Source organism: uncultured Paraglaciecola sp. (assembly GCF_913020055.1).
Lineage (GTDB): Bacteria > Pseudomonadota > Gammaproteobacteria > Enterobacterales > Alteromonadaceae > Paraglaciecola.
In genome coordinates this window covers 24098-44465 of sequence record NZ_CAJWCF010000029.1, presented here as the reverse complement: position 1 = coordinate 44465, position 20368 = coordinate 24098, and the positions used below count along the sequence as shown (strand labels likewise).

Genomic DNA, 20368 nt, shown 5'->3' with positions numbered 1-20368 from the left:
GCGGTGCCGACTGTTTGGTGCAAACACACCATGAAAGCGCGTCAGGTTAACTCTGGGTTTGGGCACCAGTGCCGCTAAACGGGCAATAAAATCCAGCGGTTCAAAGATCACATGAGTGGTGCCGTCATGGTAGGGTGTTTTTAGTTGGTAACGAACCTTACCGTAAGTCGTCATTGCCAACCTTTTTTCTGATACCCCAGAGCGGGTAATATAACGGCACAGCCTTTCGAGTTTACCCCTATCCTGTGCGTTGCTCATGACACCTGCATGGAGACTGAAGCCTGCCACGTTTGCGGCACAGCCTGCCGCAAGCCCTTGTTCTGCCATAGGTGCAATGGTTTGCAAGGTAAAGACCTTTCGTCCTTGCTGTTTGCCTGTAGCGATGCGATAAGTAATGGAATACCCGTGAATTTGCAACATCGGATCGTCTTCCAGCCCATCCAAAGCCAGGTAGTCATTGTCATCATCCCTCACTAATAAGCCCTCGCGCTCAAGAAAACCCGCCACACGCTTGCTAATGCGGTGAGTAAGACTATTCAGTTCACTTTTTGTCGGGGCTTTTATCGGGTGAAAACGTGTTTTGCCATAGTTATCTGCGGCATATACACCATCAAGGTAGAGCATATGAAAATGGATATTTAAATTCAGCGCTGAGCCAAATCGTTGGATCAGTGTGACCGCACCCGTTTGTGCCGTCTGTTTGTTGTAGCCTGCTTTTTTAGTGATATGTGTGGCAAGTGTGCGATAGACAATACCCAGTACTTTTCCCATGATCTGAGGATAGCTGGCAAACAAAAATCTAAGTTGAAAAGGGAAGCTCAATACCCATTGCCTAATGGGCTCATGGGGCAACACATCATCAACTAGCAAGGCAGCGCTTTCTGCCATTCGCCGCGCACCGCAGCTGGGACAAAAACCTCTGCGTTTACAACTGAACGCAACCAAGTGCTCATGATGACAATCTTCACAACGTACTCGCAAAAACCCATATTCCAAACGACCGCACTTGAGGTACGCTTCAAATTCTGACCGCACATACTTGGGCAGATATTTATCTTGTTGCCCCATGTGGCTCAGAAACTGCGGGTAATATTTTTCAATAATTTGATAAAGAAGGGTTTGCTCTGGTTTATGACGTTCATACTTTACCGTCCCCTCTCTTCTGGCATCCTTGACAATAGACATATATCACCCCAATCGCTGTATTTTTATACAGTATAGGTGTGTTTTTTTATTGTAGGTATGCTGATACTTTATAGCGCAAAATATGGGCATTAACTGTTGAAAAACTAATTAGCCCACCGACCGCTTTTCGCTCATTTTTTCCGTTCGATTCAATAATTCGTTTGGTCCGCTTTGGGCGTTTAGCCGAAGTAACAATCAAGGATGCCCAATGACCGCCTCCTATCTCAGTTATTAAGTCTAATTCAACACTATAGACTTTAGCTTGAAATCGAGCTTACCAATATTTATGGCTAACGGCTCAATGTTGGCAACGGATTGTGACGTTATTTCTGCCAATAATGGTGTAACACTCAAACCAGCCGTGGTGAGTTAACCTGAGCTAGAAAGTCTGTTTCAGTAGGTTCAGCATGTCATCTACCGACAGCTTAGTCACCGCTTCATTACCCGATAGTAGCTTGTCTGCTAGGTCGCGTTTGTGTTGGTGAAGTGCGACAATTTTTTCTTCTATTGTATTTTGGGTAATTAGCCTATAAATGGTCACTGGCCGCGTTTGGCCTATGCGGTGGGCGCGGTCAGAGGCTTGCTCTTCTACGGCTGGATTCCACCAAGGATCCATGTGTATGACGTAGTCTGCTGCAGTTAAATTTAAACCTGAACCACCCGCTTTTAAACTGATTAAAAATATATCACCTTCACCACTTTGAAACGCGTTCACGCGTTTTTGTCGTTGTTTTTGCGGTGTGGAGCCATCTAAATATTGATAACTCATCCCTTTGGCTTCGATGTGTTGTTTGATTAATTGTAAGTGCCCAACAAACTGGCTAAAAATGAGCGCTTTGTGATGGTTGAGTTTCAGCTCTTCTAGTAATTCATCAAGGGCGGCTAATTTGGCGCTGGGTATGTTGGCCTCTGCCATGACCAATTTAGGGTGACAGCAGGCTTGGCGTAATTTTACTAGCTCGGCAAGCATTTTAATTCGCTGTTCGCCTGCATTGGTTTGTTGGTCGTTTTGGCTAATATTGTCTATTGCATTGAGTCGCAGCGCTTCGTAAAAGTCACGCTCTTGGGGACTCATTTCTACCCGAATATTGATCTCAGTGCGGGATGGTAATTCAGTTAATACTTGGTTTTTCATGCGCCGTAAGATAAACGGTTGGATCAGCGCTTTAAGTGCTTGGCTGGCTTTGCGCGCGGCGAGTGGGTCTTCGTTTGCGTTTTCGATTGGCACTGAAAAACGCTCGCCAAAGCGTTTGATATTTCCCAGCAAACCAGGGTTAATAAAGCGGAATAAACTCCATAACTCGGTTAAATTATTTTCAATGGGTGTGCCAGTGGTGATCATTTTAAAATCGCTTTTTAATGCGATGGCAGCTTTTGTACGTTTGGTTAATGGGTTTTTTAATGCTTGGGCTTCGTCGGCTACTATACTGTGCCAGTGAACGCCTTTCAGTATTTCATGTTCCCTTTGAAGCAGACCGTAGCTTATGATCACGCAGTCAAACGGACTTAATTCGTTTAACAATTTTTGACGCTGGACGGTATTAGCTGAGTCGGAAAATATTTTGATATTCAGCGTAGGTGCAAATTTTAACGCTTCCTGTTGCCAGTTAAAACAAACAGATGTGGGTGCTATGATTAAACTGGGACCTTGGTTAGCCCGCGACAATAAAACAGCGAGCGCTTGTAACGTTTTACCCAAGCCCATGTCATCGGCTAAACAAGCGCCTGCGCCCCAATGTGCAAGACGCGATGCCCAGTCGAATCCTACTAATTGATAGTCACGTAATTGCGCTTGAAACGTCGAGGGGATCTGCGGTTCAAGCGTATTCGCTTGATGCATTTTGAGGGTTTGCTCATCCCAGGCATGAATTGTTTTCATGCGCATCCCGGTCGTGGCTTCCTCCATTTGCAAGCTAGCTAATGGGTGAAATTTACCATCATCGGTGACTTGATTGATTAATTCGAGCTTGTGGCGTAAATCATCAGACAAGGCGAGTATTTGATCTTGGCCAAGCTCTATAAAGCGACCATGACTGGTTTTGACCAGCTCCAGCAGTTTTCGTAGGTCGAGTACTTGCTCATTGTCTATTTGTAAGTCGCCAGTAATATCAAACCACTCGTTTTTATGACTAAATGTAATGTGTAAGTGCGCGCTGTCTAATTTCTTGGTTAAGCTTACTTTTTTGCCTTTTGGCCAGCGTAGCACTAAATCAAATGGCGCTTGAGTGGTGGCCACCTCTAACTGCTCTAACGCGACTAGCGCAGTTTGTAGGTCGTCTAATAGTAAGATGTTATCTGGCATATTTAAAAAAGCGGGACAAGCTTGGTCGAGTTGGTCCAATAATGTTTCTTCGCGCACTAGGTCACGTTGAGTCGCCATGCGCTTACCGTTTAAGTCAGTGGTCAAACTGGCATTACCAACCGCTGGTTTGAATGCAGGCCCTGTTTCACCAAATGGCATCACCACACAGGTAAATGTTAGCCCGTTTTTGATTGGATGAATATTCACCACTAAATTGGGATCGCATGCATGGGTTTCTAACCCAGTATCAAGCTCTGTGATATCAGATTGAATATCTAAAAATGGCGCAATGGCCGCTATGCCTGCTAACGCTTTTTGCTTGGCACTGATGGGAATTAGCAAACCTGCCTCGCCAATGATGTCGGCCACTTTAAGATGTTCAGGCGAAAACACCGTGAGCTGATATTGTGTATCAGTAATAGACCTTAAATCGTAAGCGGGCTGCCCCCCGTCACTGCTCATATCATCGGGTAAATCCGCGATACTTAAACAAAGTTGATCTCCATGCTGACTAACCAATAATTCAGGCTCGCGTTTGATGATTTCAATCACTTGGCTTAAATCATCTGATTGGTATAAGTTGTCTATTCCCACTGCGGCTTCTAGAGCTGGCAATCCTTGAAGTGTGTATTCAAGCTTTGAGTAATATCCCCAACTTTGATAAGCATCGATTGCACGACAAATGTTCTTATCACTTTCGCTTAAGTAGTCAAATAAAGCAGTTTCTTCTTTCAAACGCTTTAACGAAACGACTCGACCTTTGCTCCAACCTGATTGATTAAACTTTTGCTCACGAGCCGTCAATGAATGGCCATAACTCTTTTCAAATTCCCAAATTAAACGCACTGGCTTGATTGTCTTTTGTGCAGCCGGTGCCGCATTTTTTTCAGCATTTGGATTGAGTGCAATTAATTTATCTAGGGCTAAGTCCCACTGTGACTTGGTAACTATTAGACTGGTAACATCAATTAGTTTGGTTTCTTGCTCGGGCGGTTTATTACTGAAACTCGCCGCCATTTGTTGGCACATTTCTGCAAATAAAGGATAGCCAAGTTGCCTAAAGTTCCCCTGATATTTTAATGCTAACTTAGCAAGCGCGGGATCTTTACTTTGATTGCACCACACCTGCGCCAATAAATAATTAAAATAGCAGAGCTGATGAGAAAAAAAATCAATCTCATCATCAACGCTATTAAATTCAATATTTATATTATATTTTTCGCCCGACAATAAGCTCTGAATCGGTTTAACGACACCTTGTCCTATATAAAAAAAATCATTATCGGATTTACGGTCGCTGTCTTCAAATTCGACTTGTTGCAGGGCATTAGAAAAATAACTTACATCCCGTTGGTTACCATGAACCATCAATGCCAATTTATAGAAATACCCCAACACATCATTTAAATATTGTTTTTTGCGTTTTGTTAGTTTGTTTTTAGCGAGCATAGCTTGCTCAAAATAATCGATAGCTTGCTGGTTTTCACCGGTTAAAAAGCAATAAACACCTCGCAACTGCAATCCATAACTGCTGGTGTCTTGAATATCTTGGATACGTTCAAAATCGTCAAAACGCATTTGATATAAATACTGCTGGGCAAGTAAATGATGGCAGTCGAGATTATATCCGTGGTTTGTTCTAAGCGGATTCGCAGCGCACACTTGCTCTAATAATTGAATGGGGTAAGTACAGCTTTGCCCATGTATTTGAAACGTTCTAAAAAGAGTTGCAAACGCTTGGTATTGCAGCACTTTGGGCAATTGTAAAAATTTGCCTAAATTAAAAGGTAAAAAAAGAATCTCAACTAAAATAGTGTTTTTTACATGGTCGATAACTTGTGGGTTTTTATTGAATGTTAACTCAGCTTCAAGCTGTTCTATTTGGTTCAAATAGTAGAGGTCTCGAAAGACTCTTTGTTCATCGGCATGTTTATTCTGCCAGCTGTAACTATTTATCACTGGCACAATTTCTTCGGCAGCCTTCATTATTTCAAGTAACTTCTGGTTTGCGCTAAGCTCAAACGCTGTGCGTAATTGGCCAATTTCAGTGATTAAACGATTGGCGAGCAATCTATTGAGTTGTAAACCCTCTTTGCTAACTGTTAATAACGAAAGTGTAATGAATTGCTCTCTTTGCCTCGCAGATAAGCGATATTCTTTTTTGGGATTGGGTAAAAGGCCGCTTGTTTCTAATACTTCGATTACTTGCGCAAACTTTGTAATTTCAATAGGTTTATATATCACAGCCAATACTATCAATAGGCTCCGTTCGGATTCATGAAGTCTTAAAAAGGTTTGATACAAAGTTTCAATTTGTTGATGGATGTGTGGCTGGATTAAAGCAGCAAGCTTCATAGTTGTGGGTTTCTTAATGAACTTTGATTTTTCAATGGCATGAAATTAACAAAAATAACATGGGTAAACAATGAATCTCAAAGATACAGACCGAGAATTATTGCTTAAACTTAATGACAGTAACCTTTAAAAAAAGCCTAAACTGACAATACCTATAGACAACTTTGAAGCCTATTTATGCCTAAGCACTTTTACAAAAACATCAAACCTTACGTTGAGCAAGAGTTGATATTGGCGAAACAGGCAAGAAAACAAAATAATGCGGGTGTTGAGTTTAAACATTTAGAAAACGCCCACGTGCTTGGGCAAGCATCCACCTTGTTACACACAAAGGTGCATGTTTTGATGTTGTTTTGGGCAGTGAGGCAAGTCAATATTAAAGAAGGCTTAGGTCAAGTCATGCGTATAGTCGGCGCGGCAACAAAAACGGCAATTGGGTTTATTCCCGCGGGGAATACAGGAGGTGCAAACGTGAGCCCTTTTAAGGTGCTACCTGTGTCACCTAAACTCGCATCTATCATAACTAAGGCCAATAGTGCACAAACTGGTTAACTCAAGGCTAACCACACACCTACGCCTATCAACAAGGTGCCAGAAATACCATTCATCCAACGTATATTGTTGCCTTTGTTGAGCAGGGTTTTTAATCCCTTGCCCCCAGTTGCATAAATCATCATACAGATAAATTCGCTAAGCATGATAATGCTCACAAGGGCCAAAAGCTGAAAGGTAATAGGTCGGGTTGCATCGATAAAAGGCGGCAAAATAGACAACATAAATGCCCAGCCCTTGGGATTGGCTATAGCAGTGACAAAACCTTGTGATATTAAGGCATAACGACTAAGTGTTAAATCCATCTCAGTGGCAAGAGACAAATGCCTACCTGACCAATACATTTTGCATCCTAAGTACATGAGGTACAGCCCGCCTATCCACTTAAACCAAGTGAACACAGTGGGGTAATTCAGCATAATGGCAGCTGCGCCCATTACAGCCGAAACAGCGACTAAGGCAACGCCAAATACTTCACCAAGCATCATCCACATGGTTCTACGCAGGCCAATTTTTAACCCCAAGGTCATAGCCAAAGTCATACACATACCTGGCGTGATAGAGATAAAAAATATGGTGGGAATAAATAAGGCGAGTGTAGCTAAATTTGGCATATAGGGTATTTAACAGAGATATTTAACAAACAAACTATCCCTGTTGATACTCACTCCATTCTAACGTGTGGGGGTCAAATGCTTCATTTAACGTCGGTTTGACAATATTAAAATACGGCGACATATCAAAATCTCTAGGCACATATAAAGAATGATGACGAATTTGTAATACTTCGTTGTAATACGCCTTATTCTGCTTGCTTTTAGCTTGGTCAAAAAAAATGTTGGGCAATATAGGATAACGAATTGACTGAAAAGTTTTGGCAATAAATGAACTACAAATAGCACGCGTTGGGTCGCCACTACCAAGCACAATCATTTGTCTGCGCCAACGAGTAGGTATAGGTGGTGTTTGCACTAGGTAACGCATGAGATCAAACACGTTTTTCATATCGTACTGATGGCCAATTTGAGCCTTAGCAAACTCAATAGCAGTTTGTATTTCTTCATCATTCAGCCCTACCGGGCGACAAATTCGGGTGTGTAAATCTGCGTAATGACTCAGAGGTATAGTTCGTATGCCGTCGAGTACATCCGCTTCAACTAAGGTTATCTTGTCACAACTTGGGTTTGCACTCTTACTGTCATCGGCGATACACAAAGCGGCATGAGACCAAGTGGATTGCGTGAGGTACTTAATTGCAGTGCTGATCCGACTGGAGCCATCCACTAACAATACGTCACCCACTCTTATTGTTGAAGCCAACAAATCCGGTTTGCAGGTTGATGGTTGAATGACCCCACTTGGCTTTTCCAAAAACGCTGCTAACTTGCGGCCAATTTTATTCATTAAACTCATTCAACTCTCAGTCTGGTGTTCGTACAATTAATCATTCAATTTCAAGTAACTTGTTGGGAATTGTCGGGTTGACGTTGCTAATTTTGCTTTTACCCTCGACGTCCATGCTTTGCAGACTGGTTTGTCTGCACTCTCTGCAAAGTCTTCTTATGATATCGTGAATTGGGTTGATACAGTAGGGGCTGTTGACTCAAATCTAATGAGCAATAGCTTTTCTGGAAAACAATGATGGGGGCATACTGTACTGTTCCTGAAAACGACGATTAAAATGGCTCAAGCTTGTATAGCCTAATGAAAAACACACCTGACTTACAGACTCACCAGCGGTTAGGCGTTTGGCGGCATGTTCAATACGTAAATGTTGTTGTAATGCTAGGGGGGTGCAACCCAGTTTTTGTTTAAATTTTTGATAAAAACGGCTGCGACTCATACACGCCATTTTGCACAAAAAATCAATATCCAGATGTTCACTTAAGTGGGTTTTAATATAATGCACACAAGCCTGTAATCCACTGTTATCCGAATACTCAAGGGACTGCCTTAACACAAATTCTCGGGCTTGATGTTTGAGTATTCGCGCTACTAACTCAGACACACCAAAATCAATCGAGATATTTCGTTCACTTTCATTTTCATTTTCCACAAAACTATTAAAAAGCCGTTCGAGTAACATTTGTGTGCCATGTGAATGCTGGGTATGTAAATGCATGTTAGATAATACCTGCCAGCTATCTAATTCCAACGGTGCGCTCAGCTGGCTGTCTAATTGTTCAGCTAACAAAACAAGGTGTTCATTGCTGATTTCGACAGTCAAACAACGGGTAGGTTGGTGCATACAGGCTTCTGGAAAATCAATTTCTACCGAGGTATCAGCAGCCATCACAAAAGATTGATGTGGAATAAACTCTTGAGATTGCAGAGTATTTTGTTGTGGATGTGTGCCGTGCAGTACTTTTTTACCTTGGCTCATACCGCAATAAAATAAACCTGAAGAGCGCAGCAATACTTTTTCAGCGGGTAAATAAGTATCGTAAATACTTAACTCAGAATGGGGGCCAGCGAAACTGACGCGATTCTCTATTAACGTCTTGGGTTGATCTAGCCCTAACCGACTTGTACGCACATCATTATTCATAGTGTTTTCCAAGCTAAATTAATCATGGATTGTCAGGCAAGTGATATGCACTCCCAGACAAGTACTTCTTAACAGCCTCAGTTTATATTAACAATCAATACGAGTTTATTTAAACATTTTTTAACAAACCCAATATTGAGGAAATATTTATGATTTATGCAAATCCCGGATCAACGGGTTCACTTATGACGTTTAAAGATCAATACCAAAACTTTATTGGTGGGCAGTGGGTGGCCCCTGTCAAAGGCAAATATTTTGACAACGTTAGTCCTATTGATGGCGAAAAATTCTGTGAAATACCACGCTCTAGCGAAGAAGACATTGATCTAGCTTTAGACGCGGCCCACGCAGCAAAAAGTGCATGGGCTAAAACCTCTATCACTGAGCGTTCAAACATCTTACTTAAAATAGCAAATCGCATTGAGCAAAATCTTGAATTATTAGCAGTTGCAGAAGCGTGGGACAACGGTAAAGCAATACGCGAAACCCTTAATGCAGACATACCTTTGGCGGCTGACCATTTCCGATATTTTGCTGGATGTATGCGTGCTGAAGAGGGGACTTTAGGTGAAATTGATGCAAATACCGTGTCCTATCAGATCAATGAACCTCTAGGTGTGGTTGGACAAATTATCCCTTGTAATTTCCCCATTTTAATGGCTGCATGGAAACTTGCACCCGCCCTGGTCACGGGAAATTGTGTGGTACTCAAACCAGCAGAACAAACACCCGCCTCAATATTAGTATTGGTTGAGTTAATAGCCGACTTACTGCCAGCGGGAGTATTGAATATCGTCAACGGGTGCGGCGTCGAAGCTGGGAATGCTCTTGCGGTTAGTAAACGCATAGCCAAGATTGCTTTCACCGGTTCAACACCAGTAGGTATTCATATTTTAAAATGTGCAGCTGAAAACATTATTCCGTCTACAGTAGAGCTTGGAGGAAAGTCACCTAACCTGTATTTTAAAGACATCATGGATTTTGAAGATAGTTACTTAAGCAAGTGTGTTGAAGGGCTAGTTTTAGCCTTCTTTAACCAAGGCGAGGTGTGCACTTGCCCTTCTCGTGCCCTGATACAGCAAGACATTTACGAACCTTTTATGGAGCTAGTTTTAGCTCGCACCAATAGCATTGTTCGTGGCAACCCCTTAGATACTGATACACAAGTAGGGGCGCAAGTATCTAGCGAGCAATATGAAAAAATCCTCGGCTACATAGATTTAGGCCGCAAAGAAGGGGCAAAAGTATTAACCGGTGGTGGTCCAGCTAATTTAAGTAGCCCCTATCACAAAGGGTATTATGTACAACCCACCTTGCTCGAAGGCAATAACAGCATGCGGGTATTTCAGGAAGAAATATTCGGCCCTGTTGTAGGTGTGACTACCTTTAAAGACGAAGCCGAGGCCATTGCTATCGCCAATGACAGCGCGTTTGGTTTAGGTGCAGGATTATGGACTCGCGACATAAATCGCGCATATCACTTAGGTCGTCAGATTGAGGCAGGCCGTATTTGGACCAACTGTTATCACGCCTATCCTGCCCATGCTACATTTGGCGGTTATAAAAAATCAGGTATTGGCCGCGAAACCCACAAAGTAGCGATAGGTAACTACCAACAAACCAAAAACTTGTTAGTCAGTTATGACACTAATCCGTTAGGATTTTTCTAAAAATCCTTAGTGTTATGCACTACCCCCCCAAGAATTTGGCGGCCCATTGTTCGCCAAATTCTCTCTCCCCTAACAACTGTGTAACAACGAATAAACGTATATTACGGGTTCGTATATAACTATAATCAAGTCATAGGTGATAACTTTTCCACTATCAGTTATATTCGTTTTAAGCACATTATTTAGAGCTGTACACAACATAATAATAAGCAGCAACAATATGACACTATTGAATATAACATTATCATTTTTACTGCCCACATTATCTAAAGACATAATCTTTGTAGATAAAACGCGGGGGGAGTTTTGCTAATAAAAGATACCCGTCTTTTTTTCCTCGGAGATTGGCAAGTCAATCCCAGTACTAACACCTTGCGCCGTGGCGAGTTGATTAAGCAGCTTGAACCTAAGGCAATGGATGTATTGCTATTGTTGTGCAAACAACAGGGTGATGTATTAAGTGCCGATGAGATTGCCACCCAGTGTTGGGGCGGTATGGATATTGGTGACAACCCAGTGCATAAAGCCATTACCCAATTACGCAAAGCACTAGACGATAAACCCAGTACACCTACTTATATAGAAACTATCCGTAAACGTGGCTATCACATTATTGCCAAGTTAGATTTCCCTCTTGATGACGAGCTTAAAGCCGAACAAAGTAGCTGGCAGGGCGCTTCCCCTTTTCCGGGTTTAGTGGCATTTGAAGCCAAAGACGCGCAAGTGTTTTTTGGCCGTAACACGCAAATTTCCACCCTGTTAGAACGACTATCCAACCAAGTCAGCGCCCAACATACTTTTTGTTTAATCCTAGGCCCCAGCGGCACCGGAAAATCATCTTTAGTGAATGCCGGTTTATTGCCAGCGTTAACCAGTTCCAATGGGTATAACGGTATTGGCGTGATATCACATACCAGCATCGATTTTGCCGACATCAGCGCCGAACGACTGTTTATCGATTTAGCCTCTGCCATGCTCGACTGGGACGTAAACGATCAGCCAGTATTCGCAGGTATGAGTGCTGAAAACTTGGCCCAGCAGCTGCAAAAAGACAGCAACACGTCAATCGAACAATGTATTCAAGCACTTAAACAAACACAACAAAGTTACAGTAAACCGCAGTTTTTATTATTTATCGACCGGCTTGAAGTCCTGTTGTCGTCACCTGTTTTTAGTGATGATGAACGAGTCGCTTTTTTAGAGTTAATTGAAAAGCTCGCCACCAGCGGTGCCATTATTGTCATCAGTGCTTGTCGTAATGATTTTTATCCTTTAGTGGTGAATCACCCAAGTCTAATGGCAAATAAAGGTAACGGTGGGCATTTTGACTTATTAGCCCCTACCCGCGCCGAACTAATGCAAATGATCAGGTTACCTGCAGTAGCAGCAAACTTAACATGGTCGCTTGATGCTGATTCAGCCACACCTCTTGACCAAATATTATGTGCAGAAGCTGCCAACAATCCAGACGCTTTACCCATGTTGCAATACACCTTACAAGAGTTGTATTTACAACGCAGTGAGACTGATGAATTGCAGGTGTCTGTATATAAATCACTAGGCGGTATTGAAGGGGCGATTGGTAAAAAAGCGGAAGAAATTTATCAACAATTACCTAAAGAACATCAACCACAATTAGCCGCGGTGTTATCACGCCTAGTCACATTAAGCCCAGACGGCGAAACCATTACTAGCCGCGCCGCTCGTTGGTCTGAATTATCCCAAGCCAGTGAAACCTCTTTTGTGCAAGCCATGGTTAACAGCCGATTATTTGTGTCTCATCTGCAAAATAACGAACCTTGTTTCAGTTTGGCTCACGAAGCGTTATTAAAGCGCTGGCCCAGAGCCAGTGAATGGATCAGTGCTCACAAAGATAGCCTAACAATTAAAAGCCGCTTGCAACAATTAACCGAGCGCTGGCTCAAAGAAGACAGAAGTTTGGCTTATCTGCTACCCCAAGGTAAACCTTTAGAAGAAGCACTTAGTTTACAAAGTATGCCTATATTTACTTTGGATAAAGATGAACTAGCGTTGCTAAAGGCCTCACAACAAAAGGTTAAAACTAAGCGTTGGGTAACTCGCTCTACCATCACCCTATTATGCTTATTAACCTTTACCGCCATTTTCATGAGTATCAAAAGTCAACAATCTGAAGCATTCGCTCAGCAAAAACGTCTTGATGCTGAAAGTCTTTTAGGTTTTATGGTGGGGGAATTTGCTGACAAGTTGCGCAGTGTTAAACGTATGGATTTGTTGGATGGTATTAGTAATAAGGCGTTGGAGTATTTTAGTCAGCAGGAGGATGATTACAATGATAGTAGTTTGTTTTCTTTGTCTGACAGCTTACTTAACTTTAAAGCAAGGTTTCAGCATGCGCAGACCTTAGGGGCTATGGGGGAGGTGGCTTATTCTAGGGCTAAAAATGATGAAGCGAAGCAAGCTTTTAGTTCTGCAAAAGTAATTTTAGTTAAGCTTTATGTTGAGCGGCCTGATAATCAGGAATTGTTAAAAACGTTGGGCGCCAATGCGTTTTGGTTGGGCCAAATTGCTTATGATTTAAAGAGATGGAACAAGGCTAGATTGTACATGAAAGAATATCTGGCTTTGAGTGAACTGTTTTTTTCAATTGATCCTACCTCCTCAGATGCTTTACGCGAAATATTCTATGCACATAGTTCGCTTGGCGCGTTAGATGTTGGTGAGATGAATTACACTGCTGCTCTTGAACGTTTTCAGCAGGCGCTTCTTCTAAGCGAACAACTTCTTACTTTACTGCCTGAGGACGCGCAAACTTTGGCCGATCATGGCGACACACTTTCCTGGCTGCGCAGAATATCTTTGGCGCTTGGCGATGTAAATCAAGCAAAAAATTATATTAAAGAAATTATTACGCTTTTAGACCAACCTACAATTTTAAATACTCAGAATGTTCAAGGTCGAGTAGATCTAGCCGTTGCGTTACATAACTATGCAAATATTCTAATCACAGAAGATCGTGCCGTTGATGCCTTGCCGCTTGCGCAAAGAGCCTATGAGATATCAAATTTAATATCTAACGAAGACCCTGACAATACGTCATTACAAATGGATAGAGATAAGCATATTAATCTATTAATCAACCTTCAGGGCCGAGAGGGTATTGACATGTCTCATAATCTTAAAAATATTCTTAATACCCTACCCTCATTGCCTAAAAGTAGTCCGGACCAAAAGGAAGTGTATATAAAAAGACTTTGGGAATTTATTGGTTTGTACCGCAGAACTGGTGACCAAAATAAGGTCAAATCACTTGCCAATGAGTTGGATCGCGAGTTCATCGAACTAAATACAGGAGATGACGAACTTTTATCCATACACGCAAAACTTAAACTTATGGTATACCAATTAGGCTGGGACACCAATGGCTGTAGAAAGGCCAATGATTTACTCGCCAATATTGCAGAATCGAATTTATCACCAAACATTCAACAACCCTACCAGCAGGCCATTGCCTGTATAACTTCACAAGGAAAACACTAATGAGCGATATAAATATAGATGTTACGGTAAATAATGGCATTTTCAGTTATTCGCGGGATGGTGAACCATTCGACGGGAGTGTGGATATCAATTCTCCGACCAACATTATTTATCGACTGACTAATACTGACGGTACTGTTTTTCTCCAACCAAGAATTAGCGACGACGTCAATCACGATATCACAAGCCATCAAATCAGCGATGGAGGACTAACCTTAACCCTAGTGGATATTGATAAAAGCACCGAAACTATTTGCTTACAACTACAAGTTAAGCTTCCTGACGGTACTAGTCTTTATAGCCCAGATCCCAAAATTCGCGATAAAAACTAACCATCATTTTTGCGATGTTTTATATTTACATAGCCTTTTGTTTTTAGGTTGGAAACAGTCGATTATCGAAGGCTATGCTTATTCCTAAGTGTGTGTTCTTCTATCAATACTAGGCCAAATACTGAAGCCCAATGTTGTAGATTTAAATTTCCCCCTCCCAAACACCTAAAAACATTATTAAAACTTTCAAATAAATTCAATTAAAACAAACAGTTAAAATCAGAAGGTTACCAGAAGGTAGTTGATTGATTTTTTCTTTAGAGTGTTTGACATCAATTTGATGCCGTAAACATGCTAAGGATTTATCAATGACTCCAGCTAACAATCAAACACAAACTAACAGCCACAATCTGGACTCTTGTTCAGTAATTGAAAAATTTTCTATTTCTCTGTCTAACGAAAAAATGGGTGCTTTTATCAATATGATACATTCCATTGCGGAAGGCATATTTGTAGTTAATTCGGATGGTGTGATTGAAGTTATCAATCCAATGGCCGCAAAATTTTTTGGCAATTCCCAAGACGCGATTGTTGGACAGCGATGGTTTAACTTTTTACACGACCGTCATCGTGAACAGTATGAGTACATATTCCTAAACTGGAAGGACAACAAAAAGCAGCCATTAAGTCATGGCCCCAAAGAAGTCTTATTGACCCGTGCAGACAGCACTTGGTTAGAAGCTGACTTATCAATTTCTTGCTTGCCCGAATCATTGACTGAAGGCAATCCGATGTTTGTTGGTGTATTACATAACTTAACAGAACATAAGGCCGAATATAGCGAGCTACGCAGGCAAGCTAGCACCGACCATTTAACAGGTTTGGCTAATCGTTTTAACCTTGAAAAAACCCTGAACAAAAGCTGGAATGACAGCATTGTGAACGATCAACCTATTAGTTTGATCTTAATTGATGTGGATTATTTCAAACACTTCAACGATCAGTTTGGCCATGTTAACGGCGACAAGTGTTTGCAAAAAATCGCTACCGTTATAGATGACTGTTTACCTTCCAACGATAGTTTAGCCGCCCGTTATGGTGGTGAAGAGTTTGCAGTTATTCTGCCCCGTAGCCGTGCAGCGGATGCAGAGTTGGTGGCCAAACGCATTCAGCAGCAGATCAACATCATCAATTTTAGTGAGTTGGGTTTACCCTCGACCCTCAGAGTGAGTGTTAGCCAAGGTATTTCATGCGAACACAACGGTCAATTTCGCACGCCAGAGGCACTTATTTGCTCCGCAGATACCGCTTTATATCGCGCTAAAGCAGAAGGAAGAGACAGAATTAATCTCAGTTTGTAACAGTTGACGTTTAACGGCCAAGGGGGAATGGACTCCAAAATCACCCTTGGCCTTTTTTAAATTCACTGCATTATGAATGGACTAAATACTCACTCGCTTGTAGGGACGGTACTCTGGCATCCAAAAGTTTCGCTCTATTCGTTCTTTTAATATCTCATCAGACACTTCTAAGGCCAAATTTTGTTGCATGGCAATTTTCGCCACATCAAAAGCAATTTTTTTGCTCAGCTGGGCTATTTCACCTAATGCTGGCAATAATTCACCTTTACCGGTTGCAGCAAGAGGAGAGGCTTCGGCCAATGCGGCACTGGTTGCCATTAACATTTCGTCGCTGATCAAACTGGCTTTGGAAACGATCACGCCTAAGCCCATACCAGGGAAGATGTAACTGTTATTACACTGCGCAATGGGGTAAGTTTTGCCTTGGTACTCTACAGGTTTAAAGGGGCTGCCTGTAGCAATAATCACCTTGCCTTCAGTCCATTCAATGACTTGTTGCGGAGTAGCCTCGACTTGGCGAGATGGATTGCTCAACGGGAAAATAATCGGCAATTCACAATGTTTTTTCATGTTGCGAATCACTTGCTCGGTAAACAAACCAGCCTGCCCTGACACGCCAATTAAAATATCGGGTTTGGCGCAATTAATCACATCAAGTAATGATGGGAATTCGCTGCTAAAAGACCATTCGTTAATTGCATCGGTTGATTGAACAAGGCGCTGTTGGAAATCACGTAGACTTTGCATGCCTTCGGTAAGTAGTCCAAAGCGGTCAACCATAAATACTTGGCTGCGCGCTTGGGCATCTGAAATACCTTCTCTGCACATTTGTTGAATAATTTGCTCGGCGATACCACAACCGGCAGAACCCGCACCGACAAAGGCCACTTTTTGTTCTGACAATTTGGTATTTTTACTTTTACAGGCTGCTAATATTGTACCCACGGCCACTGCGGCTGTACCTTGTATGTCATCATTGAAACAGCAAATTTTGTCTCTGTAACGTTCGAGCAAAGGCATAGCATTAGGTTGTGCAAAATCTTCAAACTGCAGCATAACTTCGGGCCAGCGACGATAAACAGCCTGAATAAACATATCGACAAACTCGTCGTACTCTGCCTGGCCAATTCGTTTGTGGCGCGCGCCCATATACATAGGATCGGCCAACAATTTTTCGTTGTTGGTGCCTACATCTAACATGACAGGCAAGGTATAAGCGGGGCTAATGCCACCACAAGCTGTATATAAAGATAACTTACCAATAGGAATGCCCATGCCACCAATGCCTTGGTCACCCAAACCTAAAATACGCTCACCATCGGTGACTACTATGACTTTTACTTTACGCTTAGTGGCGTTGCGTAAAATATCATCCATTTGATGACGCTCAGAATAAGAGATAAACAAACCACGAGAGCTGCGATAAATATCTGAAAATTGCTCGCAGGCATCCCCTACTGTTGGGGTATAAATAATCGGCATCATCTCGTCGATATGTTCTTTAACTAATCGATAATACAAAGTTTCGTTGTTATCTTGGATCGCGCGCAGATAGATATGTTTATTTATTGGCTCAACAAAACTTGAATACTGCATGTAAGCTCGGTCTACCTGCTCTTTAATCGTTTCGTAGCGCGGCGGGATAAGGCCAGTTAAATTGAACGTTATACGTTCATCAGAACTAAACGCACTACCTTTATTTAGCAAAGGGGTTTCTAATAAAGAGGGACCAGAATGGGGGATATACAGCGCACTCTTGGTTGCAAAATTTGACATTAACGTATTGTCCTATTAATTCGTGTGTTATTGCATTTATCACTGACAAATTTGTTCAGTGAAGGAATAATTTTCTAAAATATATCTTCAATTTGTTTTTGGCTTTGCTCGCCTTGGTCTGCAGCCTCAATAATTTGCGCATCAGCAACAAACGTTTGTGGCTCAGTTCCCTGAGTAAAGTATTCAAACATAGATGTGTTATCTGTTCTATTAGTAAGTTTACCTGTGCCCCTATCTATACGCATCGTAAGTAGATTGGTTGGCATAGGTAATAAATGTTCAGGTTTATCAGCTAGCGCATATTGCATAAACCTTATCCAAGTAGGTTGCGCGGCATGGGCACCCGATTCACTGCCAAGTAACGCATTACCAATGTAATTAAATTTTTCCGGATTTTTATTAACTAAATTTTGATTGCGCGTAGTGCGCCCTAAACGACGATTGTTATCATCAAAGCCAACCCATGCTGTGGCCACCAAGTCTGGTGTAAATCCACTAAACCAAGTATCACGTACATCATTGGTGGTACCCGTTTTACCAGCGATGTCACTACGACGGTTCATCAATAAAGCCGCGCGCCAACCAGTACCACGATTATCCCAAGTGCCATTAATTTGCACTGCTGAACGCATCATTTCTGCTACTAAAAATGCATTTTCGGCACTGATGACTCTGGGCGCAGAGAGAATATTTTTAACAGGTGTTTCAACCTGCTGGGCTAAATCAAACTCAGCAGCTAACAAGGCCTCAATATCCTCAGGGTCAACTTCAACTTGATTTTCTTGTACATCGGTAACACAAGGATCGCACGCTTGTACTGGATTGGCTTTCCACAATATGTCACCCATTTCGTTTTCGATACGTTGAATAAAATGAGGTTGAATTAAAAATCCTCCATTGGCAATGACTGCCATGGCGGTCGCCACTTCAAGTGGTGTGTGCGAGCCAGAACCCAAAGATAGGGTTTCATCTAAAGGGATATCATCTTTATCAAAGCCAAAACGGGTAAGATGTTCTGCGACGTTTTCTAGTCCTACTGCCCTTAACAGGCGCACAGACACCACATTTTTCGATTTGCTTAGAGCCACTCGCATACGAATAGGCCCGTCATACTCTGCAGGCGAATTTTCTGGTCGCCAAGCGTTGCCTGAGCCAGATTGCCATTGAGTTATTGGTGCATCGTTTATTACACTGGCTAATGTGTAGCCATTTTCTAGTGCCGCAGAGTATATAAAAGGTTTAATGTTTGAACCGACTTGCCTTTTGGCTTGCGTGGCTCGGTTAAACTGGCTTTGATAAAAACTATACCCACCGACTACAGCTTGTGCCGCACCATTTTTAGGATCTAACGCCACAAACGCCCCACTCGCTTGGGGATATTGGGTAATTTGCCAATGTAAGTCGTCTTCCCTTTGCCGAATTAAAATCAGCGCCCCTGCTTGCACTATGTCGCTAGCAGTTTTGGGATCAGGCCCTTGTTTAGCATCATTAATATAAGGTCTTGCCCAATCTAAGCCATCCCAATCAACAATGCTGTATTTTCCTTGTTGGTTGAAAATGATGATGTCTTTCTCATTCACTTTAACAACAATAGCGGGGTGCATCGATTCAAAGGTTTGTACACCTTGCAGGTAAGTTAACATTTTTTCTTCAGGCCACGGGGAGACGCTATTTAACTCAGATTGTTCAGGCTGTGAAAGCGTCTCCTTTTGGTCATCAGTAACACCTACTGACCAAAGTTGTGCAACTGGCCCGTGATAACCATGGCGCTCATCGTAATCATGTAGATTTCGACGTACTGCCTTTTGTGCCGCAGCTTGCAAGTCAGATGTAGCGGTAGCATAAATTTGATAACCGCCAGTTTCAGCTTCGTCTTTGCCATACAGTTCGATCATTTCGCTATAAATAATGTCTGCTAGGTAAGGTGCATCTAAGTCTATTTCCGCGCCGTATTTTTTAGCGGTTACAGGTTCAGCAACGGCCTGTTCAAACTGCTCTTGGTTAATATATTCTTCGTCCAACATACGTAACAAAACAATACGTCTTCTGCCCAATGAGCGCTCTGGCTGACTAATAGGGTTAAGGGCTGAAGGTGCTTGAGGTAATCCTGCAATAGTGGCAATTTGCGCTAATGTCAGTTCATTCAGTGCTTTACCATAATAAACCTGTGCGGCGGCGCCAAAACCAAAGGCTCGATGGCCGAGTGCAACTTTATTTAAATACAACTCTAGTATTTCTTGTTTGCTCAATAGTTGCTCCATATGCCAAGCTAGGATGATTTCTCGTATTTTACGGATGTATTTTTTTTCTCGAGTAAGAAAAAAGTCTCTCGCCATTTGCATAGTAAGGGTACTTCCGCCTTGCCCTTTTTCACCGGTGACGACTAAATTAACTAATGCGCGCATCATGCCGATAGGATCTATACCTGGATGATCGTAGAAGCGACTGTCTTCGGTAGCGATAACGGCTTGTTTTAATTGTTCAGGAATTTGCTCAAGAGTAAGTGGAATACGGCGCTTCACCCCATATTGGGAGATGAGTCTGCCATCTTGCGTAAATATTCGCATAGGTGTTTGTAATCGAACATCTTTAAGCACGTCGACGCTAGGTAAGTCAGATTTGATATAAAAATAGGTACCTAATAGGACGGCGATACCAATAACAAATGCGACAGAAATGGTTATTAATGCGGGTTTAAGTAACTTCACGGATAGATAATACCAAGGCAACTTCTAATAAATGATCTACATTTTATACCTATGTACAGTTATTAGAACCATAAAACACAAAAAATTACGTAATAATGATGGCGTGGATTTATTCTCATT

General features: G+C 42.1%; 12 protein-coding genes. 5 read left to right on the top strand and 7 right to left on the bottom strand.

Annotated features, from left to right (window positions below):
* Positions 1–1185 (bottom strand): transposase (locus QZ488_RS08365; protein ID WP_293747507.1); only part of this gene is annotated, 1185 nt, incomplete at its 3' end.
* Positions 1186–1564: 379 nt separating this feature from the next.
* Positions 1565–5842: a DEAD/DEAH box helicase gene (locus QZ488_RS08360; RefSeq protein ID WP_293747505.1), complete on the bottom strand. Its 4278-nt coding sequence runs from the start codon at positions 5840–5842 to the stop codon at positions 1565–1567.
* 177 nt (positions 5843–6019) lie between these two features.
* Between QZ488_RS08360 and QZ488_RS08355 the strand changes: the two genes are divergently transcribed.
* A complete protein-coding gene (locus tag QZ488_RS08355) occupies positions 6020–6394 on the top strand; it encodes a DUF3703 domain-containing protein (RefSeq protein WP_293747503.1) in 375 nt (124 codons plus the stop codon).
* On the opposite strand, the gene QZ488_RS08350 is transcribed toward QZ488_RS08355, so the two are convergent.
* The 3 genes from QZ488_RS08350 to QZ488_RS08340 all read right to left on the bottom strand — a co-directional run bounded on the left by QZ488_RS08350 (position 6391) and on the right by QZ488_RS08340 (position 8942).
* Positions 6391–7008, bottom strand: coding sequence for a LysE family translocator (locus tag QZ488_RS08350; protein ID WP_293747501.1), 618 nt, complete (start codon positions 7006–7008; stop codon positions 6391–6393). The two genes, QZ488_RS08355 and QZ488_RS08350, sit on opposite strands and share 4 nt — an antisense overlap.
* Positions 7009–7042: 34 nt before the next feature.
* Complete coding sequence (locus tag QZ488_RS08345) at positions 7043–7807, bottom strand: YiiX/YebB-like N1pC/P60 family cysteine hydrolase (protein WP_293747499.1); 765 nt, start codon at positions 7805–7807, stop codon at positions 7043–7045.
* Between the two features lie 196 nt (positions 7808–8003).
* A complete protein-coding gene (locus QZ488_RS08340; protein WP_293747497.1) occupies positions 8004–8942 on the bottom strand; it encodes a helix-turn-helix domain-containing protein in 939 nt (312 codons plus the stop codon).
* Between the two features lie 149 nt (positions 8943–9091).
* Between QZ488_RS08340 and QZ488_RS08335 the strand changes: the two genes are divergently transcribed.
* The 4 genes from QZ488_RS08335 (at position 9092) to QZ488_RS08320 (ending at position 15764) form a co-directional block, all read left to right on the top strand.
* A complete protein-coding gene (locus tag QZ488_RS08335) occupies positions 9092–10612 on the top strand; it encodes an aldehyde dehydrogenase family protein (RefSeq protein ID WP_293747495.1) in 1521 nt (506 codons plus the stop codon).
* A gap of 306 nt (positions 10613–10918) precedes the next feature.
* Positions 10919–14131, top strand: coding sequence for a winged helix-turn-helix domain-containing protein (locus QZ488_RS08330; protein WP_293747493.1), 3213 nt, complete (start codon positions 10919–10921; stop codon positions 14129–14131).
* Positions 14131–14463: a DP-EP family protein gene (locus tag QZ488_RS08325; RefSeq protein WP_293747491.1), complete on the top strand. Its 333-nt coding sequence runs from the start codon at positions 14131–14133 to the stop codon at positions 14461–14463. The genes QZ488_RS08330 and QZ488_RS08325 overlap by 1 nt, the downstream gene beginning before the upstream one ends.
* A gap of 308 nt (positions 14464–14771) precedes the next feature.
* Complete coding sequence (locus QZ488_RS08320) at positions 14772–15764, top strand: diguanylate cyclase (RefSeq protein WP_293747489.1); 993 nt, start codon at positions 14772–14774, stop codon at positions 15762–15764.
* 81 nt (positions 15765–15845) lie between these two features.
* On the opposite strand, the gene QZ488_RS08315 is transcribed toward QZ488_RS08320, so the two are convergent.
* Together QZ488_RS08315 and QZ488_RS08310 are read right to left on the bottom strand one after the other, a co-directional pair.
* Positions 15846–17540, bottom strand: a complete 1695-nt coding sequence (locus tag QZ488_RS08315) for an NAD-dependent malic enzyme (protein WP_293747487.1) — start codon at positions 17538–17540, stop codon at positions 15846–15848.
* A gap of 74 nt (positions 17541–17614) precedes the next feature.
* Complete coding sequence (locus QZ488_RS08310; protein ID WP_293747485.1) at positions 17615–20248, bottom strand: penicillin-binding protein 1A; 2634 nt, start codon at positions 20246–20248, stop codon at positions 17615–17617.
* Positions 20249–20368: the final 120 nt, after the last annotated feature.

Coding starts and splice junctions, on each gene's coding strand:
- QZ488_RS08340 (WP_293747497.1), bottom strand. CDS start 8,942: ATGAATAATGATGTGCGTACAAGTCGGTTAGGGCTAGATCAACCCAAG.
- QZ488_RS08325 (WP_293747491.1), top strand. CDS start 14,131: ATGAGCGATATAAATATAGATGTTACGGTAAATAATGGCATTTTCAGT.
- QZ488_RS08320 (WP_293747489.1), top strand. CDS start 14,772: ATGACTCCAGCTAACAATCAAACACAAACTAACAGCCACAATCTGGAC.
- QZ488_RS08350 (WP_293747501.1), bottom strand. CDS start 7,008: ATGCCAAATTTAGCTACACTCGCCTTATTTATTCCCACCATATTTTTT.
- QZ488_RS08345 (WP_293747499.1), bottom strand. CDS start 7,807: ATGAGTTTAATGAATAAAATTGGCCGCAAGTTAGCAGCGTTTTTGGAA.
- QZ488_RS08360 (WP_293747505.1), bottom strand. CDS start 5,842: ATGAAGCTTGCTGCTTTAATCCAGCCACACATCCATCAACAAATTGAA.
- QZ488_RS08315 (WP_293747487.1), bottom strand. CDS start 17,540: ATGTCAAATTTTGCAACCAAGAGTGCGCTGTATATCCCCCATTCTGGT.
- QZ488_RS08335 (WP_293747495.1), top strand. CDS start 9,092: ATGATTTATGCAAATCCCGGATCAACGGGTTCACTTATGACGTTTAAA.
- QZ488_RS08355 (WP_293747503.1), top strand. CDS start 6,020: ATGCCTAAGCACTTTTACAAAAACATCAAACCTTACGTTGAGCAAGAG.